Origin of the sequence: Cellulomonas sp. Y8 (assembly GCF_008033115.1) — a bacterium.
Classification (GTDB): domain Bacteria; phylum Actinomycetota; class Actinomycetes; order Actinomycetales; family Cellulomonadaceae; genus Cellulomonas.
In genome coordinates, this window is record NZ_CP041203.1 from 295520 (window position 1) to 313385 (window position 17866).

Sequence of the window (17866 nt, forward strand, 5' to 3'; positions counted from 1 at the left end):
CGGGTGGAAGGTTCTGCCGGACACGCCGTCGGCGTGTCCGGCAGAACCTTCCACTCCCGGTCGTTCCCCGCGCCTCAGGAGGTGTAGGCCGCGTCCAGCTGGGTCAGGACGTCGGCGATCCCCGGGAGGGTCGCCGCGCGGGCCCGGGCCGCCTCGCCGAGCGACGCCCGGCGCGCGTCGTCGGCCAGCACCGCGGTCAGCGCCTCCGCGAACGCCGCGGCGTCCCCGACGGGCACGAGCACCGCCGCGTCCCCTGTGACCTCGCGGGTGCCGCCCGCGTCGGTCACGACGAGCGCCGCGCCCAGCGCCAGCGCCTCCTGGACGGCCAGCGGCTGGCCCTCCCACACGGCGGTCGAGGCGACCACGTCCGCGGCCGCGAGCAGGTCGGCGACGTCCTCGCGACGGCCCAGCAGGTCGACGGGCGCCTCCGCCTCGGCCGCCCGCGCGCGCAGCCCGTCGAGCAGGGGGCCGTCCCCCGCCACGACCCAGCGCAGCCCGGGCCGGGTCCGTCCCGCGGCGGCCGCGGCGTCCACGAGGGTGTCCAGGCCCTTCTGCGGGGCGAGCCGGGCCACGGTGACGACCAGGTCCTCCCCCGGCGCGACGCCGAGACCCGCGCGGACGGCGTCCCGGTCGCGCGAAGGGGCGCGGAGCGCGGGGGCCGGCACCAGGGCGCGCTCGGCCCGGCGGGCGCCCTGCGCCCGCGCCAGCTCGACGAGGTCGCCGGACACGCCGAGCACCACGTCGGCGCCGCGCGCGACCACCCGGCCGAGCACCGCCGACACGGTCCGGATCGCGCGGCCGCCGACAGGCAGGTTGTGCAGCGTGACCACCACCCGCGGCCGCGACCCGCCGGGGTGCGGCCGCCCGCGGACCGCCAGCACCGCGAGCGCGCCCGCGCGCAGCCCGTGGGCGTGCACCGCGTCGGCGTCCCGCGCCAGCTCGGCCAGCCGGGCGACGGCCCGCGCGTCGGAGGCGTGCGGGCGGTCGGCGATCTCGACCGCCGCGAAGCCCACGCCCTCGCCCGCGGCCACGGTCGGCGCCAGCGACGAGGGGCCCGCGACCAGGACGCGGTCGCCGGCCGCCGCCAGGGCGGTCGACACCTGCGCGACGTGGCGGGCGACACCGCCCGCGCTCGAGCCCAGCACCTGCAGCACGCGTCGGGTCATCGGCCCGCCTCCCGGGGGTCGTCCGGCCCGGGGGCCGCGGGTCCGGCGCCGGGCGCCGGGGTGGTCGTGGGGGTGGCGGTCGTCGCGGGGGCCGCGTGGGTGCCGGCGGACGCAGGGCCGCCGGCGGATGCCGCCGTGCCGGGCGACGCCGCCGGCGGGCGCGCCCGGGTCCGTGCCGGGGACGAGCGCGTCCGCGGCGGGCCCCTCGGCCGGGCCGTCGCCCACCGCGCCGCCGCCGACGGCGCCCGCCCCGCGCCGCAGCAGCCCGGTCAGGGTCGCCCGGTCGAGCACGGCGACCGCGCCCACGACCAGGACGACGACCACGGCCGCCCCGCCCGCCGCAGCGGCCACCGCGCCGGGCACGCCCTCGGCGAGCGCCTGCACCGCGTCGACGACCCACCGGCCGGCGACGCCGGCGACCGCTCCGGCGGCGACCAGCACCGTAAGCGTCCGCGTCAGCCCCGCCACGGCCTCCGCCCCCGCGGCCGCCCGCAGCACGGCGAGCAGGGCCACCCCGGCCACGACCATCCCGATCGTGTTGCCGAGCGACAGCGCGTGCAGAGTCGCGGCGGCGTCGCGGCCGCCCGGCACCAGCACCAGGCACGCGACCCAGGACGCGAGCGCGACGGTGACCCAGCCGGCGCTGGCGGCCAGCACCGCGAGGCGCCCTCGCTCCAGCGCGTAGAGCGCCCGGGACACGTGGAACACCAGCGCGAAGCCCAGCAGCCCGGGCGCGACCAGCGTCAGCGCGTCGGCCACCGAGGCGATGAGGGCGGTGTTGCCGCGCCCGATCGCCCGGAACACCGCGGTGGCCGCCGGGGCGACCGCGGCCAGCATCGCCGCGCCGGCCGCGCCGGCGACGAGCACGCCCCGCGTCGACACCGCCGCGAGCGGCGCGTAGCCGGACCGGCCCGGGCGCTGCGCCGCGGCGGCGAGCCGAGGGAACGTGCTGGTCGCCAGCGGCACCGCGAGCACCGCGTACGGCAGCAGGTAGGTCGGCTGCACCATCGTCTGCCACGCCGAGAGCGAGCCCTTCCCGCCGTAGGTCTGGGCGAGCGTGATCGTGACGAGCACGGCCGCCTGCTGGGCGACCAGCGCGCCGATCCCCGCCAGCGCCAGCCCGCGCGCCCGGGCGGCCACGCCCTCGGGGAACCGCAGGGCCGGCCGCAGCCGCACGCCGGACCGCCAGACCGGGACGAGCTGGGACAGGCCCATCGCGGCCACGCCCGCGGTCGTCCCCCAGGCGAGCAGCGCCGCGGCCCCGTCGGGCAGCACCGCCGCCTCCTCGGCCCCGCGCGGCACCCCCGCGTCGGCGAGCAGCCAGCCGTACCCGGCGTACGCGCCGATCACGACGAGGCTCGACAGCACCGGCGCGAACGCCGGCCAGAAGAACTTCCGCTGCGCCTGCAGCACGCCGGACAGCACCACGGCGAGCCCGTACAGCGGGAGCTGGACCGCGAACACCCGGATGAAGAACGTGACGAGGTCCCGCTCGACCGCGGTGTCGACCTTCGAGAGCGCGGACAGCGGCTCGGCGGCCACGGCGAGGACGGCGCCGATGAGCACCAGGCCCCCGAGCGTCCAACCGAGCATCCCCGACGCGATCCGGGACACGTCGTCCCGCATCCCGCGCGCCAGCGGACCGGCGATGACCGGGATGAGCGCGCCCGCGAGAGCCCCGCCCGCGGCCACCTCGAACAGCACGTTCGGCAGTGTGTTCGCCCAGTTGTAGGCGTCGCCGACGTCGGTGAGGCCGACCGCGTTGTTGAAGACCAGCGTCCGCGCGAAGCCCAGCAGCCGGCTGACGACCGTCACGGCCGAGATCAGGGCCGCGGCGCCCGCCAGACCGGACAGGACGGCCCGGCGGCTCACCGCCCGGGCACCTCGCCCGAGGGGGCGCCGTCGCCCGGCGACCCGCCGGGCGAGCCCGGCGCGTCCGTCCCCGCAGCCCCCGGCACGTGCGCCGGTCGCCGGCCCCACGCGTCGAGCTCGCGCAGCACCGGGGTGCGGGCGATCACCTGCGTGAACGACACCTTCTCCGAGACCACCGTGAGCGCCACGACGCCCGCGAGCAGCGCGAGCCGCACCGGCCGCGAGCAGCCCTGCACCGCGACGGTGCCGAGGACCGCGCCGACCGCGTTCGCGCCGGAGTCGCCGAGCATGTCCCGCTCGGCCAGGTCGTCGGGCAGCTCGGCGGCGGCGGCGCCCAGCACCGCGGCGGCCGGGCCACCGCCGCGCCCGCCGAGCACGCCGGCCGGCGCTGCGGCGATCGCGGCGGCCTTGAGGGCGCGCCCCGGGCGCAGGTCGAGCAGGTTGACCAGGTTGGCGCTGGCCGCGATCAGCGCGCCGTCGACCGCGACGTCCGCGAGCCGGACGGCAGCGGCTGCGCCGCGCCCCCCGGGCAGCCGGTCGTGCGGCCGGCTCAGCGCGGCGGCGAGCAGCGCGCCCGCCCCGATGCCGAGCACCTTGAGGCCGCCGGTCGTGACCTCGCCGCGGGCCAGCGCGCCGAGGTGGCCGCGCAGGCCCTTGCGGACGGCGCCCTCGCGGTCCTCGGTGAGGTCGTCGACCAGGCCGAACGCCGTGGCGCTCGTGGTCGCCACGGCCAGCGCCGCGCCGTCCCGGGCGGACGGGGCGCCGACCAGGCCGCCGACGAGCACGCCCGCCGCGACCGCGGGGCCGCCGAGCAGGCTCACCGGCTCGCCGCGGTGGTTGGTGCGCTCCCAGAGGCGCGCGCCGCCCGGCGGCTCGTCGTCCAGCAGCCCGCGGACGACGGTCGTGCTCACGCGCGCCGCGACGGCGGCGGCGATCCGGCGCGCGACGCTCACCCCTGCGCCCCGGCGTCGCCCGCACCGGCGTCGCCGGCGCCCGCGTCGCCCGCGCCCGCGTCACCCGCGCCCGCGTCCCCGGTCGCGACCGGCGTGCGGTCCGGCGGGGTCAGCGTCGTCGCGCTGGGCACCGTCGTCAGGTCGCCCCCGCGGCCGTAGTGGCCGTTCGTGCCGCCGATCCGCGCGTTCAGCGCGAGCGGCACGGACACCTGCCCGGCGGACGTGTCGCCGTCGCTCACGGTGGTGAGCGCCTCGGCGGCGGAGTCGTCGCCGAGGATCGTGGCGACCAGCGTGCCGTCCGTGACCGGGCCGTCCACGACGACCGCGCCCTCGGAGCGGGTCTGCGCGACCCGGGCGAGCGCGATCTGCGACTGCAGCACGGCGGCGGCCTCGTCGGCGTCCGGCGTCGCGTCGGTGGCGACGGCGTCGGGCGCGACGGTCGGGGCGACGAGCACGACCGCGTCGGCCGGCTGGGTGATCTCGCCCTCGACGGTCACGAGCGGCGAGTCGCCGGACGTCATGAACTCCAGGAGCGTCGCCGCGTCCGCGCTCAGCGCGTCGGGGTTGGCGGCGTCGGCGCCGGTGAGGCCCTGGACCAGCGCCTCGGACAGCGAGGTGTCCGCGGTGGCGTCGTCCGCGGGCTGCGGGTCGAGGTAGCTCGAGATGTTCCCGACCAGCGCCTGGCGGAACGACCGCAGGTCGGTGGACGACCAGGCCTCGTTCAGCGCCACGTTCGCGCTGACGGTGGCGCCGGCGTCGGTCAGCTGGCCCTCGATCGCGGTCAGCGCGTCGCCGTCGACCGTGCCGAGCGCGACCACGGCCACGCGGCGGTCCGCGAGCGTGCCGGCGACGAGCTCGGCGCCCGCGGCCTCGACGAAGGCGTCGCTCGCGGCCAGGTCCGACCCGGCGTCGTCGAGGTCGGAGCGCAGCTGGTCCCGCTCGCTCCGCAGCTGGTCCACCTGCCCCGTGAGGGTGTTGCCGATCGTCTCCTCGAGCGGGCCGGCGCCGAGGGCGATGCCCACCGCCAGCGCGAGGAACACCGAGATCAGCGAGACGAGGTGGTACCGGAAGTCGATCACAGCGGGAGCTCTCGATCAGGTGCCGACGCGAGCGCGGCACGGGAGGGGGCGAGTCGGGGCGTGCCGGCGGGCGTCATGACGACCCGCCGAACAGCGACCCGAGCCAGTAGACGAAGTCGTCCCAGCGCGCCGCGGTCAGCCCGATGAGGGTCTGGCCCGCCGTCGTCGAGGCCAGGGCCACGCCGAGCGCGAGCAGACCCGCGAGGACGAGCAGCGTCAGCTGCAGGTTGGAGATCCGGTTCCGGTAGAGCCGGGACACGCCCTTGGCGTCGACCAGCTTGCTGCCGACCCGGAGCCGGGTGAGGAACGTGGAGGCCATGCCGGAGCGGCCCTTGTCCAGGAACTCGACGAGGGTGGCGTGCGTGCCGACCGCGACGATGAGCTCGGCGCCCTTGTCGTCGGCCAGCAGCATCGCGACGTCCTCGCTCGTGCCCGTCGCCGGGAACACGATGTGCGGCACGCCGAGCTGGTCGACGCGGGCGAGGCCCGGCGCGCGGCCGTCGCGGTAGGCGTGCACGACGATCTCCGCGCCGCAGCGCAGCGCGCGGTCGGACACCGAGTCCATGTCGCCGACGATCATGTCGGGCGTCCAGCCGGCCTCGAGGATCGCGTCCGCGCCGCCGTCCACGCCGACGAGCACCGGGCGGTACTCGCGGATGTACGGCCGCAGCGTGACCAGGTCCTCCTTGTAGTGGTACCCGCGGACCACGATGAGCACCTGGCGGCCCTCGATCGTCGTCGTGATGTCCGGGACGCCCACGCCGTCGAGCAGCAGGTCGCGCTCCCGGCGCAGGTAGTCCATGGTGTTCGCGGCGAACGACTCGAGCTGGACGGACAGGCCCTCGCGCGCGGCCGCCTGGTCGGTGGCCACCGTCTGCTCGGTCTGCACCGTGCCCTCGGCGACCAGCTTGTCGCCGTCGTACACGGCACCGTTCTCGACGCGCAGCGTGCGGCCCTCGCGGAGGGTCATCACGTCGGGTCCGAGGTCGTCGACGAGCGGGATGCCGGCGGACACCAGGATGTCCGGGCCGAGGTTCGGGTAGCGGCCCGACGTCGAGCGCGCGGCGTTGAGCACCGCGGCGGGCTTGCAGGCGGCGAGCGCCTCGGCCGACACCCGGTCGATGTCGACGTGGTCGATCACGGCGATCTCACCCGGACGCAGGCGCTTGGTCAGCGACTTGGTGCGGGGGTCGACCCGGGCGGGGCCGACGAGCTCGCCCCCGGGGGACGCGGCGGAGCGCTTACGCGAGGGCAGGAGTTTCATCGCCGTTCATCGTGCCAGATCCGCCAGCTCCAGGAGCTCCGCCGCGTGTGCGCGCGCCGTGCCGGATTCCTCCTGGCCGGACAGCATCCGGGCCAGCTCGCGCACCCGGTCCTCCCCCGTGACCTCGCCCACGCCCGACGCCGTGATCGCGCCGTCCCGCGACTTGGTGACGACGAGGTGCCGGTCGGCGAAGGCGGCCACCTGCGCCAGGTGCGTCACCACCAGGACCTGCGAACCCCGCGCCAGGGCGGCCAGACGGCGCCCCACCTCGGTCGCGGCGCGTCCGCCGACGCCGGCGTCGACCTCGTCGAACACGAACGTCCCGGGCGTGTGCTCCCCGCGGTCCGGGGACGTGGCGAGCGCCACCTCGAGGGCCAGCATCACCCGCGACAGCTCGCCGCCCGAGGCGCCCTTGCCGAGCGGCCGGGCCGGCGCGCCCGCGTGCGGGACCAGGAGCATCTCCACGACATCTCCACCGTGCGGGCCCAGCTCGGGTGCAGGCTCGACGCGGACCTCGAGGCTGGCACCGCCCATCGCGAGCCCGGCGAGCTCCGCCGAGACGGTCGCGGCGAGCCGCTCGGCGGCCTCGCGCCGGGCCGCGCCGATCCGGGACGCGAGGTCGGCGAGCGTCGCGTCCAGCGCGCCCCGCTCGGCCGTGAGCTCCGCGACCTTCTCGTCGCCGTCGCCGATGTCGAGCAGCCGGCGGCCGCTCTCGTCGGCCCAGCGGAGCACGGCCGCCACGTCCTCGCCGTACGACCGGGTCAGCGACGCGAGCTCGGCGCGGCGGGTCTGGGCGGCGTCGAGGCGCAGCGGGTCGGCCTGCAGGTCCTGCAGGTACGACGACAGCTCCGTGGCGGCGTCCGCCAGCAGGTAGCCGGCCTCCGCCACCCGGTCGCGCAGCTCCGCGAGCCGGGCGTCGTGGCCGCCGGCGCCGTCCAGCAGCCGGCGCGCGTGCTCGACGAGGCCCGCCGCGTTCGCACCCTCGTCCGGCGCGTCCTCGTCGCCGAGCAGCGCGGCGTGCGCCCCCGTGGCGGCGGCGCGCAGGTCCTCGGCGTGCTCCAGGCGGACGATCTCCCGGGCCAGGTCGGTGTCCTCCCCCGGCTGCGGGTCGATCCGCTCGACCTCGGCGAGGCCCAGGCGCAGCAGCTCGGCCTCGCGGGCGAGGTCCTGGCGCCGGGCGGTCAGGTCGTCGATCGTCGCCTGCAGCCGGGCGCGCTCCGCCCACGCCTGCCGGTACTCGGCGAGCAGGGCGGCGTGCGCCGCGCCCGCGAACGCGTCCAGCGCCTCCCGCTGGTGCTGCGGCGAGCGCAGCCGGGCCTGGTCCTGCTGGCCGTGCACCGTGATGAGCTGCTCGGCGAGCTCGCCCAGCACCGCCTGCGGGACGGACCGGCCGCCGAGGTGCGCGCGGGACCGGCCGGGAGCGCCGTCGGTCGCCGCCTGAACCGTGCGGACCAGCAGCAGCCCGCCGTCGTCGTCGACCGCCGCCCCGGCCTCCTCGGCCCGCTCCAGCACCGGCGACCCGTCCGGCACGACGACGCGGCCCTCGACGACCGCCGTGGTCGCGCCGGTGCGCACCGTCGCCGGGTCGGCCTTGCCGCCGAGCAGCAGGTTCAGCCCGGTCAGCACCATCGTCTTGCCCGCGCCGGTCTCGCCCGTCAGGACGGTCAGCCCGGGGTGCAGCCGGATCTGGGCGCCGGTGATGACGCCCAGGTCGCTGATCGTGATCTCCTCGAACACGCGCGCGTCCGCTCCTCAGTCCTCGTCGGCCGGCGCGCGGGTGGCGCCGGTCCGGTCGCGCGCCGGGGTGTCGGTCGCGCGCCCCCGCCATCCGACCACGGGGAGCGCGAACTTGTTCACCAGCCGGTCCGTGAACGGCGCCGGCGTCAGCCGGGCCAGCCTGACCGGGACCGGCGACCGGCGCACCTCGACGCGGGAGCCCGCCGGCACCTCGATCCGTCGGCGGCCGTCGCACACCAGCACCGCCGGCGACGGCGACCGGGTCAGCACCTCGACCGCGATCACGCTGCGCGGGCCGACGACCAGCGGGCGCGCGAACAGGGCGTGCGCCGACAGCGGCACGACGATCAGGCTGTCGACCTCCGGCCAGACCACGGGCCCCCCGGCCGAGAACGCGTGCGCGGTCGAGCCGGTGGACGTCGCCAGCACGACGCCGTCGCAGCCGAAACTCGACAGCGGGCGGTCGTCCACCTCGAGCACGACCTCGACCATGCGGGCCGGCTCCGCCTTCTCCAGCGCGGCCTCGTTGAGCGCCCAGCCCGTCACCGGGTCGCGGCGGCCGGGCACCTGGACCTGCACCTGCAGCGTCGTGCGCTCCTCGACGGTGTAGTCCCCCGCCGCGATCCGGCGCACCGCCTCCTTGATGTCGTCCCGCTCGCTCTCCGCGAGGAACCCGACGTGGCCCAAGTTGATGCCGAGCAGCGGGACGCCGCCGCCGCGCGCGAGCTCCGCGGCGCGCAGGATCGTGCCGTCGCCGCCGAGGATCATGGCCAGCTCGATGTCGTGGAACGCCATGCCGGGGACGTCCTCGCCCGCGAGCACGGGCGTGAAGCCGGCGGCCTCCAGCGCGGCGGCGGCCTCCTCGGTGGCCGTGACGGCCTCCGCCCGGCCGCTGTGCGTGACGACCAGGACCCGCCTGCTGGTCATGCGCCCTCCTCCTGCTCGGTGACGACGGCCCGGACCCGGGCCGCGAGGGCGTCGCCGGTGAGGGCGGCGCCGGTGTCGTGCGTGCCGGGTGCGTCCGCGGCCGCGCCGTCCCCGCGGCGCAGCCGCAGGAAGTACTCCACGTTGCCGCTCGGCCCCGGGAGCGGGCTGCGCGCCACGCCGGCGACGGCGAGGCCCTGCTGCTCCGCGGCCGCGGCGACCGCCAGCACCGCCTCCGTCCGCTGCTCGGCGCTGCGCACCACCCCGCCGGAGCCCAGCCGCTCGCGGCCGACCTCGAACTGCGGCTTCACCATGAGCAGCAGGTCCGCGCCGGGCGCCGCGACGGCGGCGAGCGCGGGCAGCACCAGCGTCAGCGAGATGAAGGACAGGTCCGCCACGACCAGCCCCGGCGCGGGGTCGACGTCCGCCGATGTCAGGTACCGGACGTTGACGCCCTCGCGGGCCTCGACCCGGGCGTCGGCGCGCAGCCGGTCGACGAGCTGGTCGTGCCCGACGTCCAGCGCCAGCACCCGTCGGGCGCCGCGGCGCAGCAGCACGTCGGTGAACCCGCCCGTGCTCGCGCCCGCGTCCAGGCAGTCGCGGCCCTCGACCACGACGTCGGCGAACGCCTCGAGCGCACCCAGCAGCTTGTGGGCGCCGCGGGACGCCCAGTCGTCGGCGGGCGCGCCGGCGGGGTCCGGCTCGACCCGGGCGCGCTGGTCGTCGCCGAGCGGCGCCGCCGGACGGCGCACGGGGGCGCCGTCGACCGTCACCCGGCCGGCCGCGATCAGCTCGGCCGCGTGCTTCCGCGACCGGGCGAGCCCGTCACGGACCAGGGCGGCGTCGACGCGCGTCGGCACCCGCCTCAGCCCTCCGCGTCGGCGAGCCGGTCCTGCAGGGCCGTGTGCACGGCGTCGAACACGGCGAGCTGCTCACGCAAGGTGAGCTCGGTGACCTCGGTCAGGCGCACGACCGCTTGGTCCACCGCCTGGTCGCCCGTCGGCTCCACGGCTCCACTCCCCACTCCGCCCGCGGCGGCAGTCCGCCCGCGACGGACCGGCCTGCCGGCCCCGTCGCGTCCCCCTGGCTGGTTCTCCACGTGTCCTGGTCCTGCTGCTCCCCTGCGCTGCCGGCCAGGTTACCGGCCGGCGCCCACGCCCGCGGCGTCCTCCGGGGTGACACGCAGGTCGGGAACCGTCGACTCGTCCAGGTGCTCACCCGCGTCCACGGCGGCCCACGCGGCGGCACAGGCCGCGCGCACCAGGTCGACCCCCGCGGGCAGGTCCCGGCCGAGCTCCAGCCGGCCCCCGGCGACCCGGGCCGCGGCGGCCCCGCAGGTCCACCAGCCCTCGGCCGCCCGGACCGGCTCGGGGTGCGGCACCAGCAGGCCGCCGAGGTCCGCCGCGATGTAGTGCGGGCGCAGGCCCGCGGGCGCGAGCACGTCGTCGCGTGCGGTGCTCACGCCGGTCAGCACGTGCAGCCCCGCGAACCCGCCCGTGCGGGCGCCCGCCAGGTCGGTGTCCAGGCGGTCGCCCACGACCAGCGCCGCGCGGGCGCCGTGCCGCTCGACCGCGATCTCGTACATCGTCGACGCCGGCTTGCCCGCGCTGTCCGGGACCACGCCCGTCGCCGCCTGCACCGCGCCCACGAGCGCGCCGTTGCCCGGCGCGAAGCCCCGGGCGGTCGGCAGGCTCTTGTCGAGGTTGCTCGCGACGAACCACGCGCCGCCCGCCACCGCGTACGCGGCCTCGGCGAGCTGCGCCCAGCCGAGCTCCGGGGCGAAGCCCTGGGCGACGGCCTCCGGGTGCTCGTCCGCGGACGTGACCACCTCGAAGCCCGCCTCGCGCACCGCGGTGACCAGGCCCGCGCCGCCGACCACGAGCACCTTGGCGCCCGGCTGCAGGCGGGTCGCCAGCAGGGCCGCGCAGGCCTGCGCGGCGGTCAGCACATCACCCGCCTGCGTCGGGATGTCCAGCGAGGTGAGCTGGTCCGCGACCGACTCCGGCTCGCGGGAGGCGTTGTTGGTCACGAACACCAGGCGCATGCCGGCCGCGCGGGCGCCCGCGAGCCCGGCGGCGGCGCCGTCGATGGGCTCGTGGCCGCGGTACGCGACGCCGTCCAGGTCGACCAGGGCCAGGTCGTAGGCCTCGGCGAGCGGGGTGGCGCTGCCGAGGAGCCGTGCGTGGGTCACTCGTCCTCCGTGTCCTCGTCGCCCGCGGGGGCGGCGTCGGGGGTGTCGGCCGGGGTGGTGCCGTCGGCGTCGGCCGGGGACTCCTCGGCGGGCGCGTCGGCGTCGGGCAGGTCGGCGTCGGCGGTCCCGGCGTCGGGGGCGGCCGCGTCGAGATCCGCCGCGTCGGACTCCTCGAGGTCGTCGGACTCGTCGTCCGCCACCTCCGTGTCGTCCTCGGCGTCGTCCTCGAGACGGCCCTCGTCCCCGTCCTCGTCGAGGTCGAACACCACGACGTCGTCGTCCTCGTCCGTGCCCTGCACCTGCGCGAGCAGGGCGGCGGGCACCGTCGCCTCGGCCTCGTCGGCCTCGGCGCCGCGACCGGCGGCGCGCAGCGCGTCCGCCCGGGCCTGCACCACGCGCGCCGCGAGCAGCGTCCGCACCGGACCCGAGCCGACGCCGGCCAGCGCGGCGATCGCCGCGTCCGGGTCGCCCATGTCGAGGCGCGCCCCGCTCACCACCATGGCCAGCTCGACCCGCGTCGTCGTGTCCAGGTCCTCGGCCTCGGGCGACGCCGCCAGCGCGATCGCGCGCTCCGGGCGGCCGAGGCCGCGCTCGCAGTCCGCCATCACGGCCAGGTGCTCCGACGAGCCGTTCAGCCGCCGCACCGTGCGCAGCTCGCGCAGCGCCTCCGCGAACCGACCGGTCCGGTACGCCGCCAGGCCGGCGGCCTCGCGCACCACGTCCACCCGGCCGCCGTGCCGCACCGCGGCCTGGGCGTGCTCGTAGGCGAGCTCGGGATCCTGGTCGATGAGCCGTCCGGCCATCACCAGGTGCCGGCCCACCGCCCACGCGTTGTCCTTGCTCAGCGTGCGCAGCCGGGCCCGGACCTCGCGGTCGAGCATGCTGAACTCGACGTCCTCGGGGATCTCCGGGCCGTACTCGCGCACCGCCTGCGGCGGACGGCTCGGGCGGCGGTCGTCGCCGTCGTGCCGCGGGCCGCGGTCACCGCGGTCGAACCCGCGGCCGCCGTCGCGATCGCCCCGGACACCGCCGCGATCGCCGCGGTCCTGGCCGTCGCGTGCGCCGCGGTACCCGCCGCGGTCGTCGCGCTGGTAGCCGCCCCGGTCGCCGCGGTCGTCCCGTCGGTGGCCGCCGGAGGCACCCTGGCCCGCGTCGCGCCCGCCGCGGTAGCCCCCGCGGTCGTCGCGCTGGTAGCCGCCTCGGTCACCCCGGTCGTCCCGGCGGTAGCCGCCACGATCCTGACCCTGCGACCCGCCACGGTCGTCGCGCCGGTAGCCGCCACGGTCGCCGGACGCCGACGGCGCGCCGTCCCGGCCGCCCCGGTAGCCGCCGCCCTGCTGGGCGCCGCGGTCCGAGCGGTAGCCGCCCCGGTCGCCGGTCGGGCCCGCGCCGCCGTCGCGCCCGCCGCGGTAGCCGCCGCGGTCCTCACGCTGGCGCCCGTCGCGGTCGTCCCGGCGGTAGCCGCCGCGCTCCCCGCCGGGCGCACCCGAGCCGGAGTCGCGACCGCCGCGGTGACCCCCACGGTCGTCACGCTGGTAGCCACCGCGGTCCGACCCGGCCGGACGATCGCCGCGGTACCTGCCGCGCTCGCCGGCGGGACGGTCGCCGCGTGCGGCGCCGCCGGGACGCGAGGCACCGCGGTCGGAGCGGTAGCCGCCCGTCCGCTCGCCGCCCTCGGCGTCGCGTCGGTAGCCGCCCGCGCGCGGGGCGGAGCGGTCGTACCCGCCGGAGCGCTGGTCGCCCTGCTGGCCGCGGCCGTAGCCACCCTCGCGTCGCTCGCTGCGGTACCCGCCGCGCTCGCCGTCCCGCGCGGGACCGCGGTCGGACCGGAAGCCGCCGCTGCGGTCCCCGGAGTACCCGCCGGAACGCTCGGGACGCGGACCGCCCCGCTCCGCGCGGGCGCCACCCCGGTCGGCGCCGTACCCACCCGAGCGGGCGGGGCGTGCCCCGCCCTCGCGGTCGCCGCGGTCCGAGCCGTAGCCGCCGGAACGACCGCCACGGTCGGAACGGTAGCCGCCGGAACGGTCGCCACGATCGGACCCGTCGCCTCCGGACCGGCCGCCGTCGCGGGCGGGGCCACGGTCCGAGCGGTACCCGCCCGAGCGCTCGCCCTCGCCGCGACCGGACGGACGCCGGTCCGCGGCCGAGCGGCTGTCGCGCGCGCCACCCTGGGGTCGCTGGCCGCCCTCGGACCGCGGACGATCGCCGGCGGACCGGCGGTCGCCGCCGTAGCCGCGTGCGCCCTCGTCCCGGCGGTCCGTGCGGGCGTCACGCTCGCCGGCTCGCGAGGAGCTCCCCCGCGCGCCGGCGGTACCGCTCTGCTCGACCGCCGACCGCCACCCGCGCTCGTCGCCGCCGCTGCGCCGCTGGCCCGCGACCCGCGGGGCGCGCTGCGGGCGCTCGCCGTCCGTGGAGCGCGCGGCGCCCCGGTTGCCGTACCGGCCGACGCCGCCGCTGCGGCGCCCGCCCTCGTCCGCCGAACGCGTCCCGCGCTCGTCGCTGCTCATGTCCCGCTGCTCCTCAAGTTCGACCGCCGACCATCGTCTCATCCGCGACCCGCAGACCCCGCATCGGCCCGGCGGCAAGTCCCGACGGCAAGGCCCGAGCGGCGCGCCGACCGCCGAGCCTCCGGACGGCGCCTCCGGCGGTGGCGATGCTCACAGTCCGCAGGCGGAGACTCGGCGCAGAGCAACGTCCGGGCCAACTCCGCGCTCGCCGACGCCCGGAGGCACACACACCGACGACGGAGTGCGTCGCAGCCGAGAGTCACACTCCCCGAGAGCTCCGCGATCACCGACGCGGCGACGGCGCCGAGCGCCCCCGTGGATGCTGCGTACGACGCTGCTCAGAGGACGGCACCTGCCCGCCCGGTGCGCGCGCGAGGCGTGAGGTGTGACCAAGAACGCGCTCCACGGGCACGCGGCGCGCGCCGAGATGGCAACCCTCGGCTGTTCGTTCGCGTACGGACACAGCCGAGAGTTGCCATCTCGGCGGGACCGCCCACACCCGTGCTGCCGTCCGAACGGACAGCCGAGCGGGCACTAGATGCTCCCTCCGACGCGTGGGAGGCAGCATCAACTGCCCACTCGGCGCAGGGGCCGGATCGCGCACGGTGCGGGGTGGCGGTGCGCGGCCGGAGCGGTACGTCCCGTGGGTGGGCGCCCCCGCAGCCGGTACGTCCCGCTGATGGTGCGCGCTCCCCGGGCCCCGCAACGGTGCGAGGACGGCGTGCGGCGACCGCTCCCGGCGCGACCAGCCCCCTGCACGGGCGTCCCGGGCACTTCCGGGGAAACAGAAAGAGCCACCCCCGAAGGGATGGCTCTTTCTGAAATGATCTCCGGCGGCGTCCTACTCTCCCACACCCTGGCGAGTGCAGTACCATCGGCGCTGAAGGGCTTAGCTTCCGGGTTCGGAATGGGACCGGGCGTTTCCCCTTCGCTATGACCGCCGTAACTCGGTCGAACAAGCGAGACAGGACACCCCTCAGATCTCGAGGGGTGCGTGTTCGTGGTTCGGGAACCGCACAGTGGACGCGTAGCAAAAGTATGAGTGGTGAAGTTGTCGGCTTATTAGTACCGGTCAGCTGCGAGGGTCTTGAGTCCCCTCTTCCACATCCGGCCTATCTACCCGGTGGTCTAGCCGGGAGCCTCTCGGGGCAAGCCCCGTGGAAACCTCATCTTGAAGCAGGCTTCCCGCTTAGATGCTTTCAGCGGTTATCCCTTCCGAACGTAGCCAACCAGCCGTGCTCCTGGCGGAACAACTGGCACACCAGAGGTTCGTCCGTCCCGGTCCTCTCGTACTAGGGACAGCCCTTCTCAAGTTTCCTGCGCGCGCAGCGGATAGGGACCGAACTGTCTCACGACGTTCTAAACCCAGCTCGCGTACCGCTTTAATGGGCGAACAGCCCAACCCTTGGGACCTACTCCAGCCCCAGGATGCGACGAGCCGACATCGAGGTGCCAAACCATGCCGTCGATATGGACTCTTGGGCAAGATCAGCCTGTTATCCCCGGGGTACCTTTTATCCGTTGAGCGACGGCGCTTCCACAAGCCACCGCCGGATCACTAGTTCCGACTTTCGTCCCTGCTCGACCTGTCAGTCTCACAGTCAAGCTCCCTTGTGCACTTGCACTCGCCACCTGATTGCCAACCAGGCTGAGGGAACCTTTGAGCGCCTCCGTTACATTTTAGGAGGCAACCGCCCCAGTTAAACTACCCACCAGGCACTGTCCCTGATCCGGATCACGGACCGAGGTTAGATGTCCAGAGCGACCAGAGTGGTATTTCAACGTTGACTCCACCGACACTGGCGTGCCGGCTTCACAGTCTCCCACCTATCCTACACAAGCCGCACCGAACACCAATACCAAGCTATAGTAAAGGTCCCGGGGTCTTTCCGTCCTGCTGCGCGTAACGAGCATCTTTACTCGTAGTGCAATTTCGCCGAGTTCGCGGTTGAGACAGCGGAGAAGTCGTTACGCCATTCGTGCAGGTCGGAACTTACCCGACAAGGAATTTCGCTACCTTAGGATGGTTATAGTTACCACCGCCGTTTACTGGGGCTTAAATTCTGAGCTTCGCCTTGCGGCTGACCCGTCCTCTTAACCTTCCAGCACCGGGCAGGCGTCAGTCCGTATACATCGTCTTGCGACTTCGCACGGACCTGTGTTTTTAGTAAACAGTCGCTTCTCCCTGGTCTCTGCGGCCCTCCACGCTTCCCGGGCAAGCCGGTACACGCTTCAGGCCCCCCTTCTCCCGAAGTTACGGGGGCATTTTGCCGAGTTCCTTAACCACGATTATCTCGATCGCCTTGGTATTCTCTACCTGACCACCTGAGTCGGTTTAGGGTACGGGCGGCTAGAACCTCGCGTCGAAGCTTTTCTTGGCAGCATAGGATCACCCTCTTCCAGCATACGCTGTCACCATCGGCTCTCAGGCTATGTGAGTGGCGGATTTGCCTACCACTCGCCCTACGACCTTGGACGTGGACTACCATCGCCACGCCGGGCTACCTTCCTGCGTCACTCCTGTTAATACGCTTACCTACTACCGGTTCGGGTCACGTGCTCCATGCGGCGGTGACTCCCGAAGGAGTCGGTGTCGCGCACTTCGGACGTTTAGCATCACCGGGCTCGGTATGGGCGGTTCTTCGCCGGTACGGGAATATCAACCCGTTGTCCATCGACTACGCCTGTCGGCCTCGCCTTAGGTCCCGACTTACCCAGGGCGGATTAGCCTGGCCCTGGAACCCTTGGTCATTCGGCGGACGGGTTTCTCACCCGTCATTCGCTACTCATGCCTGCATTCTCACTCGTGTAGCGTCCACCACTGGGTCACCCCGCAGCTTCACCCGCCACACGACGCTCCCCTACCCATCCACACGCCTGAACCACGAAGGCTTAGCGCAATGTGTGAATGCCACAGCTTCGGCGGTATACTTGAGCCCCGCTACATTGTCGGCGCGGAATCACTTGACCAGTGAGCTATTACGCACTCTTTCAAGGGTGGCTGCTTCTAAGCCAACCTCCTGGTTGTCTGTGCAACTCCACATCCTTTCCCACTTAGCATACGCTTAGGGGCCTTAGCTGGTGGTCTGGGCTGTTTCCCTCTCGACTACGGAGCTTATCCCCCGCAGTCTCACTCCCGCGCTCTCACTTACCGGCATTCGGAGTTTGGCTAACGTCAGTAACCTTGTGGGGCCCATCGGCTATCCAGTAGCTCTACCTCCGGCAAGAAACACGCGAGGCTGCACCTAAATGCATTTCGGGGAGAACCAGCTATCACGAAGTTTGATTGGCCTTTCACCCCTAACCACAGGTCATCCCCCCGGTTTTCAACCCAGGTGGGTTCGGTCCTCCACGCGGTCTTACCCGCGCTTCAACCTGCCCATGGCTAGATCACTTCGCTTCGGGTCTAGAGCACGCGACTACGGTCGCCCTATTCGGACTCGCTTTCGCTACGGCTTCCCCACACGGGTTAACCTCGCCACGTACCACTAACTCGCAGGCTCATTCTTCAAAAGGCACGCCGTCACCCCTGCTAGGGAGGCTCCGACGGATTGTAGGCACACGGTTTCAGGTACTATTTCACTCCCCTCCCGGGGTACTTTTCACCTTTCCCTCACGGTACTTGTCCGCTATCGGTCACTAGGTAGTATTTAGGCTTAGCAAGTGGTCTTGCCAGATTCACACGGGATTTCTCGGGCCCCGTGCTACTTGGGATCCCCCTCGGGAGGCCACGTGATTTCGTCTACGGGGGTACCACCCTCTGTGCCGGGCCTTTCAATGCCCTTCGACTATCACGAGACTTTCTGACTCCCTGCTGGTTCGGCAGAACCAGCTGAAGGGTCCCACAACCCCGCATGCGCAACGCCTGCCGGCTATCACACGCACACGGTTTGGCCTGATCCGCTTTCGCTCGCCACTACTCACGGAATATCTCTTCCTGCCGGTACTGAGATGTTTCACTTCCCGGCGTTCCCTCCACACACCCTATATATTCAGGTGCGGGTCACGCGACATGACTCGCGCGGGGTTTCCCCATTCGGACATCCTCGGATCACGGTTCGTTTGCCAACTCCCCGAGGCTTATCGCAGGCTACCACGTCCTTCTTCGGCTCCTAGTGCCAAGGCATCCACCCTGTGCCCTTAAAAACTTGACCACAAAGACATACTTTAAAG

General features: G+C 74.4%; 10 protein-coding genes and 2 rRNA genes. All 12 read right to left on the minus strand.

Translation table 11 applies throughout. The features are described 5' to 3' along the window. Nucleotides 1-74: 74 nt before the first annotated feature. The 12 genes from FKM96_RS21190 to FKM96_RS01455 all read right to left on the minus strand — a co-directional run bounded on the left by FKM96_RS21190 (nt 75) and on the right by FKM96_RS01455 (nt 17847). Nucleotides 75-3038, minus strand: a complete 2964-nt coding sequence (locus FKM96_RS21190) for a lipid II flippase MurJ (protein ID WP_147793737.1) — start codon at nt 3036-3038, stop codon at nt 75-77. Beyond that, a complete protein-coding gene (locus FKM96_RS01410; RefSeq protein ID WP_147793738.1) occupies nt 3035-3991 on the minus strand; it encodes a hypothetical protein in 957 nt (318 codons plus the stop codon). The genes FKM96_RS21190 and FKM96_RS01410 overlap by 4 nt, the downstream gene beginning before the upstream one ends. Beyond that, on the minus strand, nt 3988-5070 hold the full coding sequence (locus FKM96_RS01415; RefSeq protein WP_147793739.1) for a copper transporter: 1083 nt from the start codon (nt 5068-5070) through the stop codon (nt 3988-3990). The genes FKM96_RS01410 and FKM96_RS01415 overlap by 4 nt, the downstream gene beginning before the upstream one ends. A 73-nt stretch (nt 5071-5143) precedes the next feature. Then, nucleotides 5144-6334 (minus strand): putative cytokinetic ring protein SteA, encoded by a 1191-nt coding sequence (steA, locus tag FKM96_RS01420; protein WP_147793740.1) that lies wholly within the window; start codon nt 6332-6334, stop codon nt 5144-5146. 6 nt (nt 6335-6340) lie between these two features. Next, a complete protein-coding gene (gene recN, locus FKM96_RS01425) occupies nt 6341-8071 on the minus strand; it encodes a DNA repair protein RecN (RefSeq protein ID WP_147793741.1) in 1731 nt (576 codons plus the stop codon). A gap of 15 nt (nt 8072-8086) precedes the next feature. Then, entirely contained in the window at nt 8087-8998 is a 912-nt protein-coding gene (locus FKM96_RS01430; RefSeq protein ID WP_147793742.1) for an NAD kinase, read from the minus strand. Further along, nucleotides 8995-9855, minus strand: coding sequence for a TlyA family RNA methyltransferase (locus tag FKM96_RS01435; protein ID WP_210417343.1), 861 nt, complete (start codon nt 9853-9855; stop codon nt 8995-8997). Before FKM96_RS01435 ends, FKM96_RS01430 begins: the two co-directional genes overlap by 4 nt. Before the next feature lie 5 nt (nt 9856-9860). After that, entirely contained in the window at nt 9861-10004 is a 144-nt protein-coding gene (locus FKM96_RS20475; RefSeq protein ID WP_168216818.1) for a hypothetical protein, read from the minus strand. Between the two features lie 129 nt (nt 10005-10133). Beyond that, the gene (locus tag FKM96_RS01440) at nt 10134-11186 is read right to left on the minus strand and encodes an HAD-IIA family hydrolase (protein WP_147793744.1); all 1053 of its coding nucleotides are present in this window, start codon (nt 11184-11186) and stop codon (nt 10134-10136) included. Further along, nucleotides 11183-13693: a hypothetical protein gene (locus tag FKM96_RS20950; RefSeq protein WP_210417344.1), complete on the minus strand. Its 2511-nt coding sequence runs from the start codon at nt 13691-13693 to the stop codon at nt 11183-11185. Before FKM96_RS20950 ends, FKM96_RS01440 begins: the two co-directional genes overlap by 4 nt. A gap of 828 nt (nt 13694-14521) precedes the next feature. Continuing rightward, nucleotides 14522-14638, minus strand: a 5S ribosomal RNA gene (gene rrf / locus FKM96_RS01450). A 97-nt stretch (nt 14639-14735) separates the two neighbouring features. After that, nucleotides 14736-17847, minus strand: a 23S ribosomal RNA gene (locus tag FKM96_RS01455). Nucleotides 17848-17866: the final 19 nt, after the last annotated feature.

What these genes read in the sequence shown, in the direction of transcription:
- FKM96_RS20950 (WP_210417344.1), bottom strand. Translation starts at nt 13,693, where the DNA reads ATGAGCAGCGACGAGCGCGGGACGCGTTCGGCGGACGAGGGCGGGCGC.
- FKM96_RS01430 (WP_147793742.1), bottom strand. Translation starts at nt 8,998, where the DNA reads ATGACCAGCAGGCGGGTCCTGGTCGTCACGCACAGCGGCCGGGCGGAG.
- steA (WP_147793740.1), bottom strand. Translation starts at nt 6,334, where the DNA reads ATGAAACTCCTGCCCTCGCGTAAGCGCTCCGCCGCGTCCCCCGGGGGC.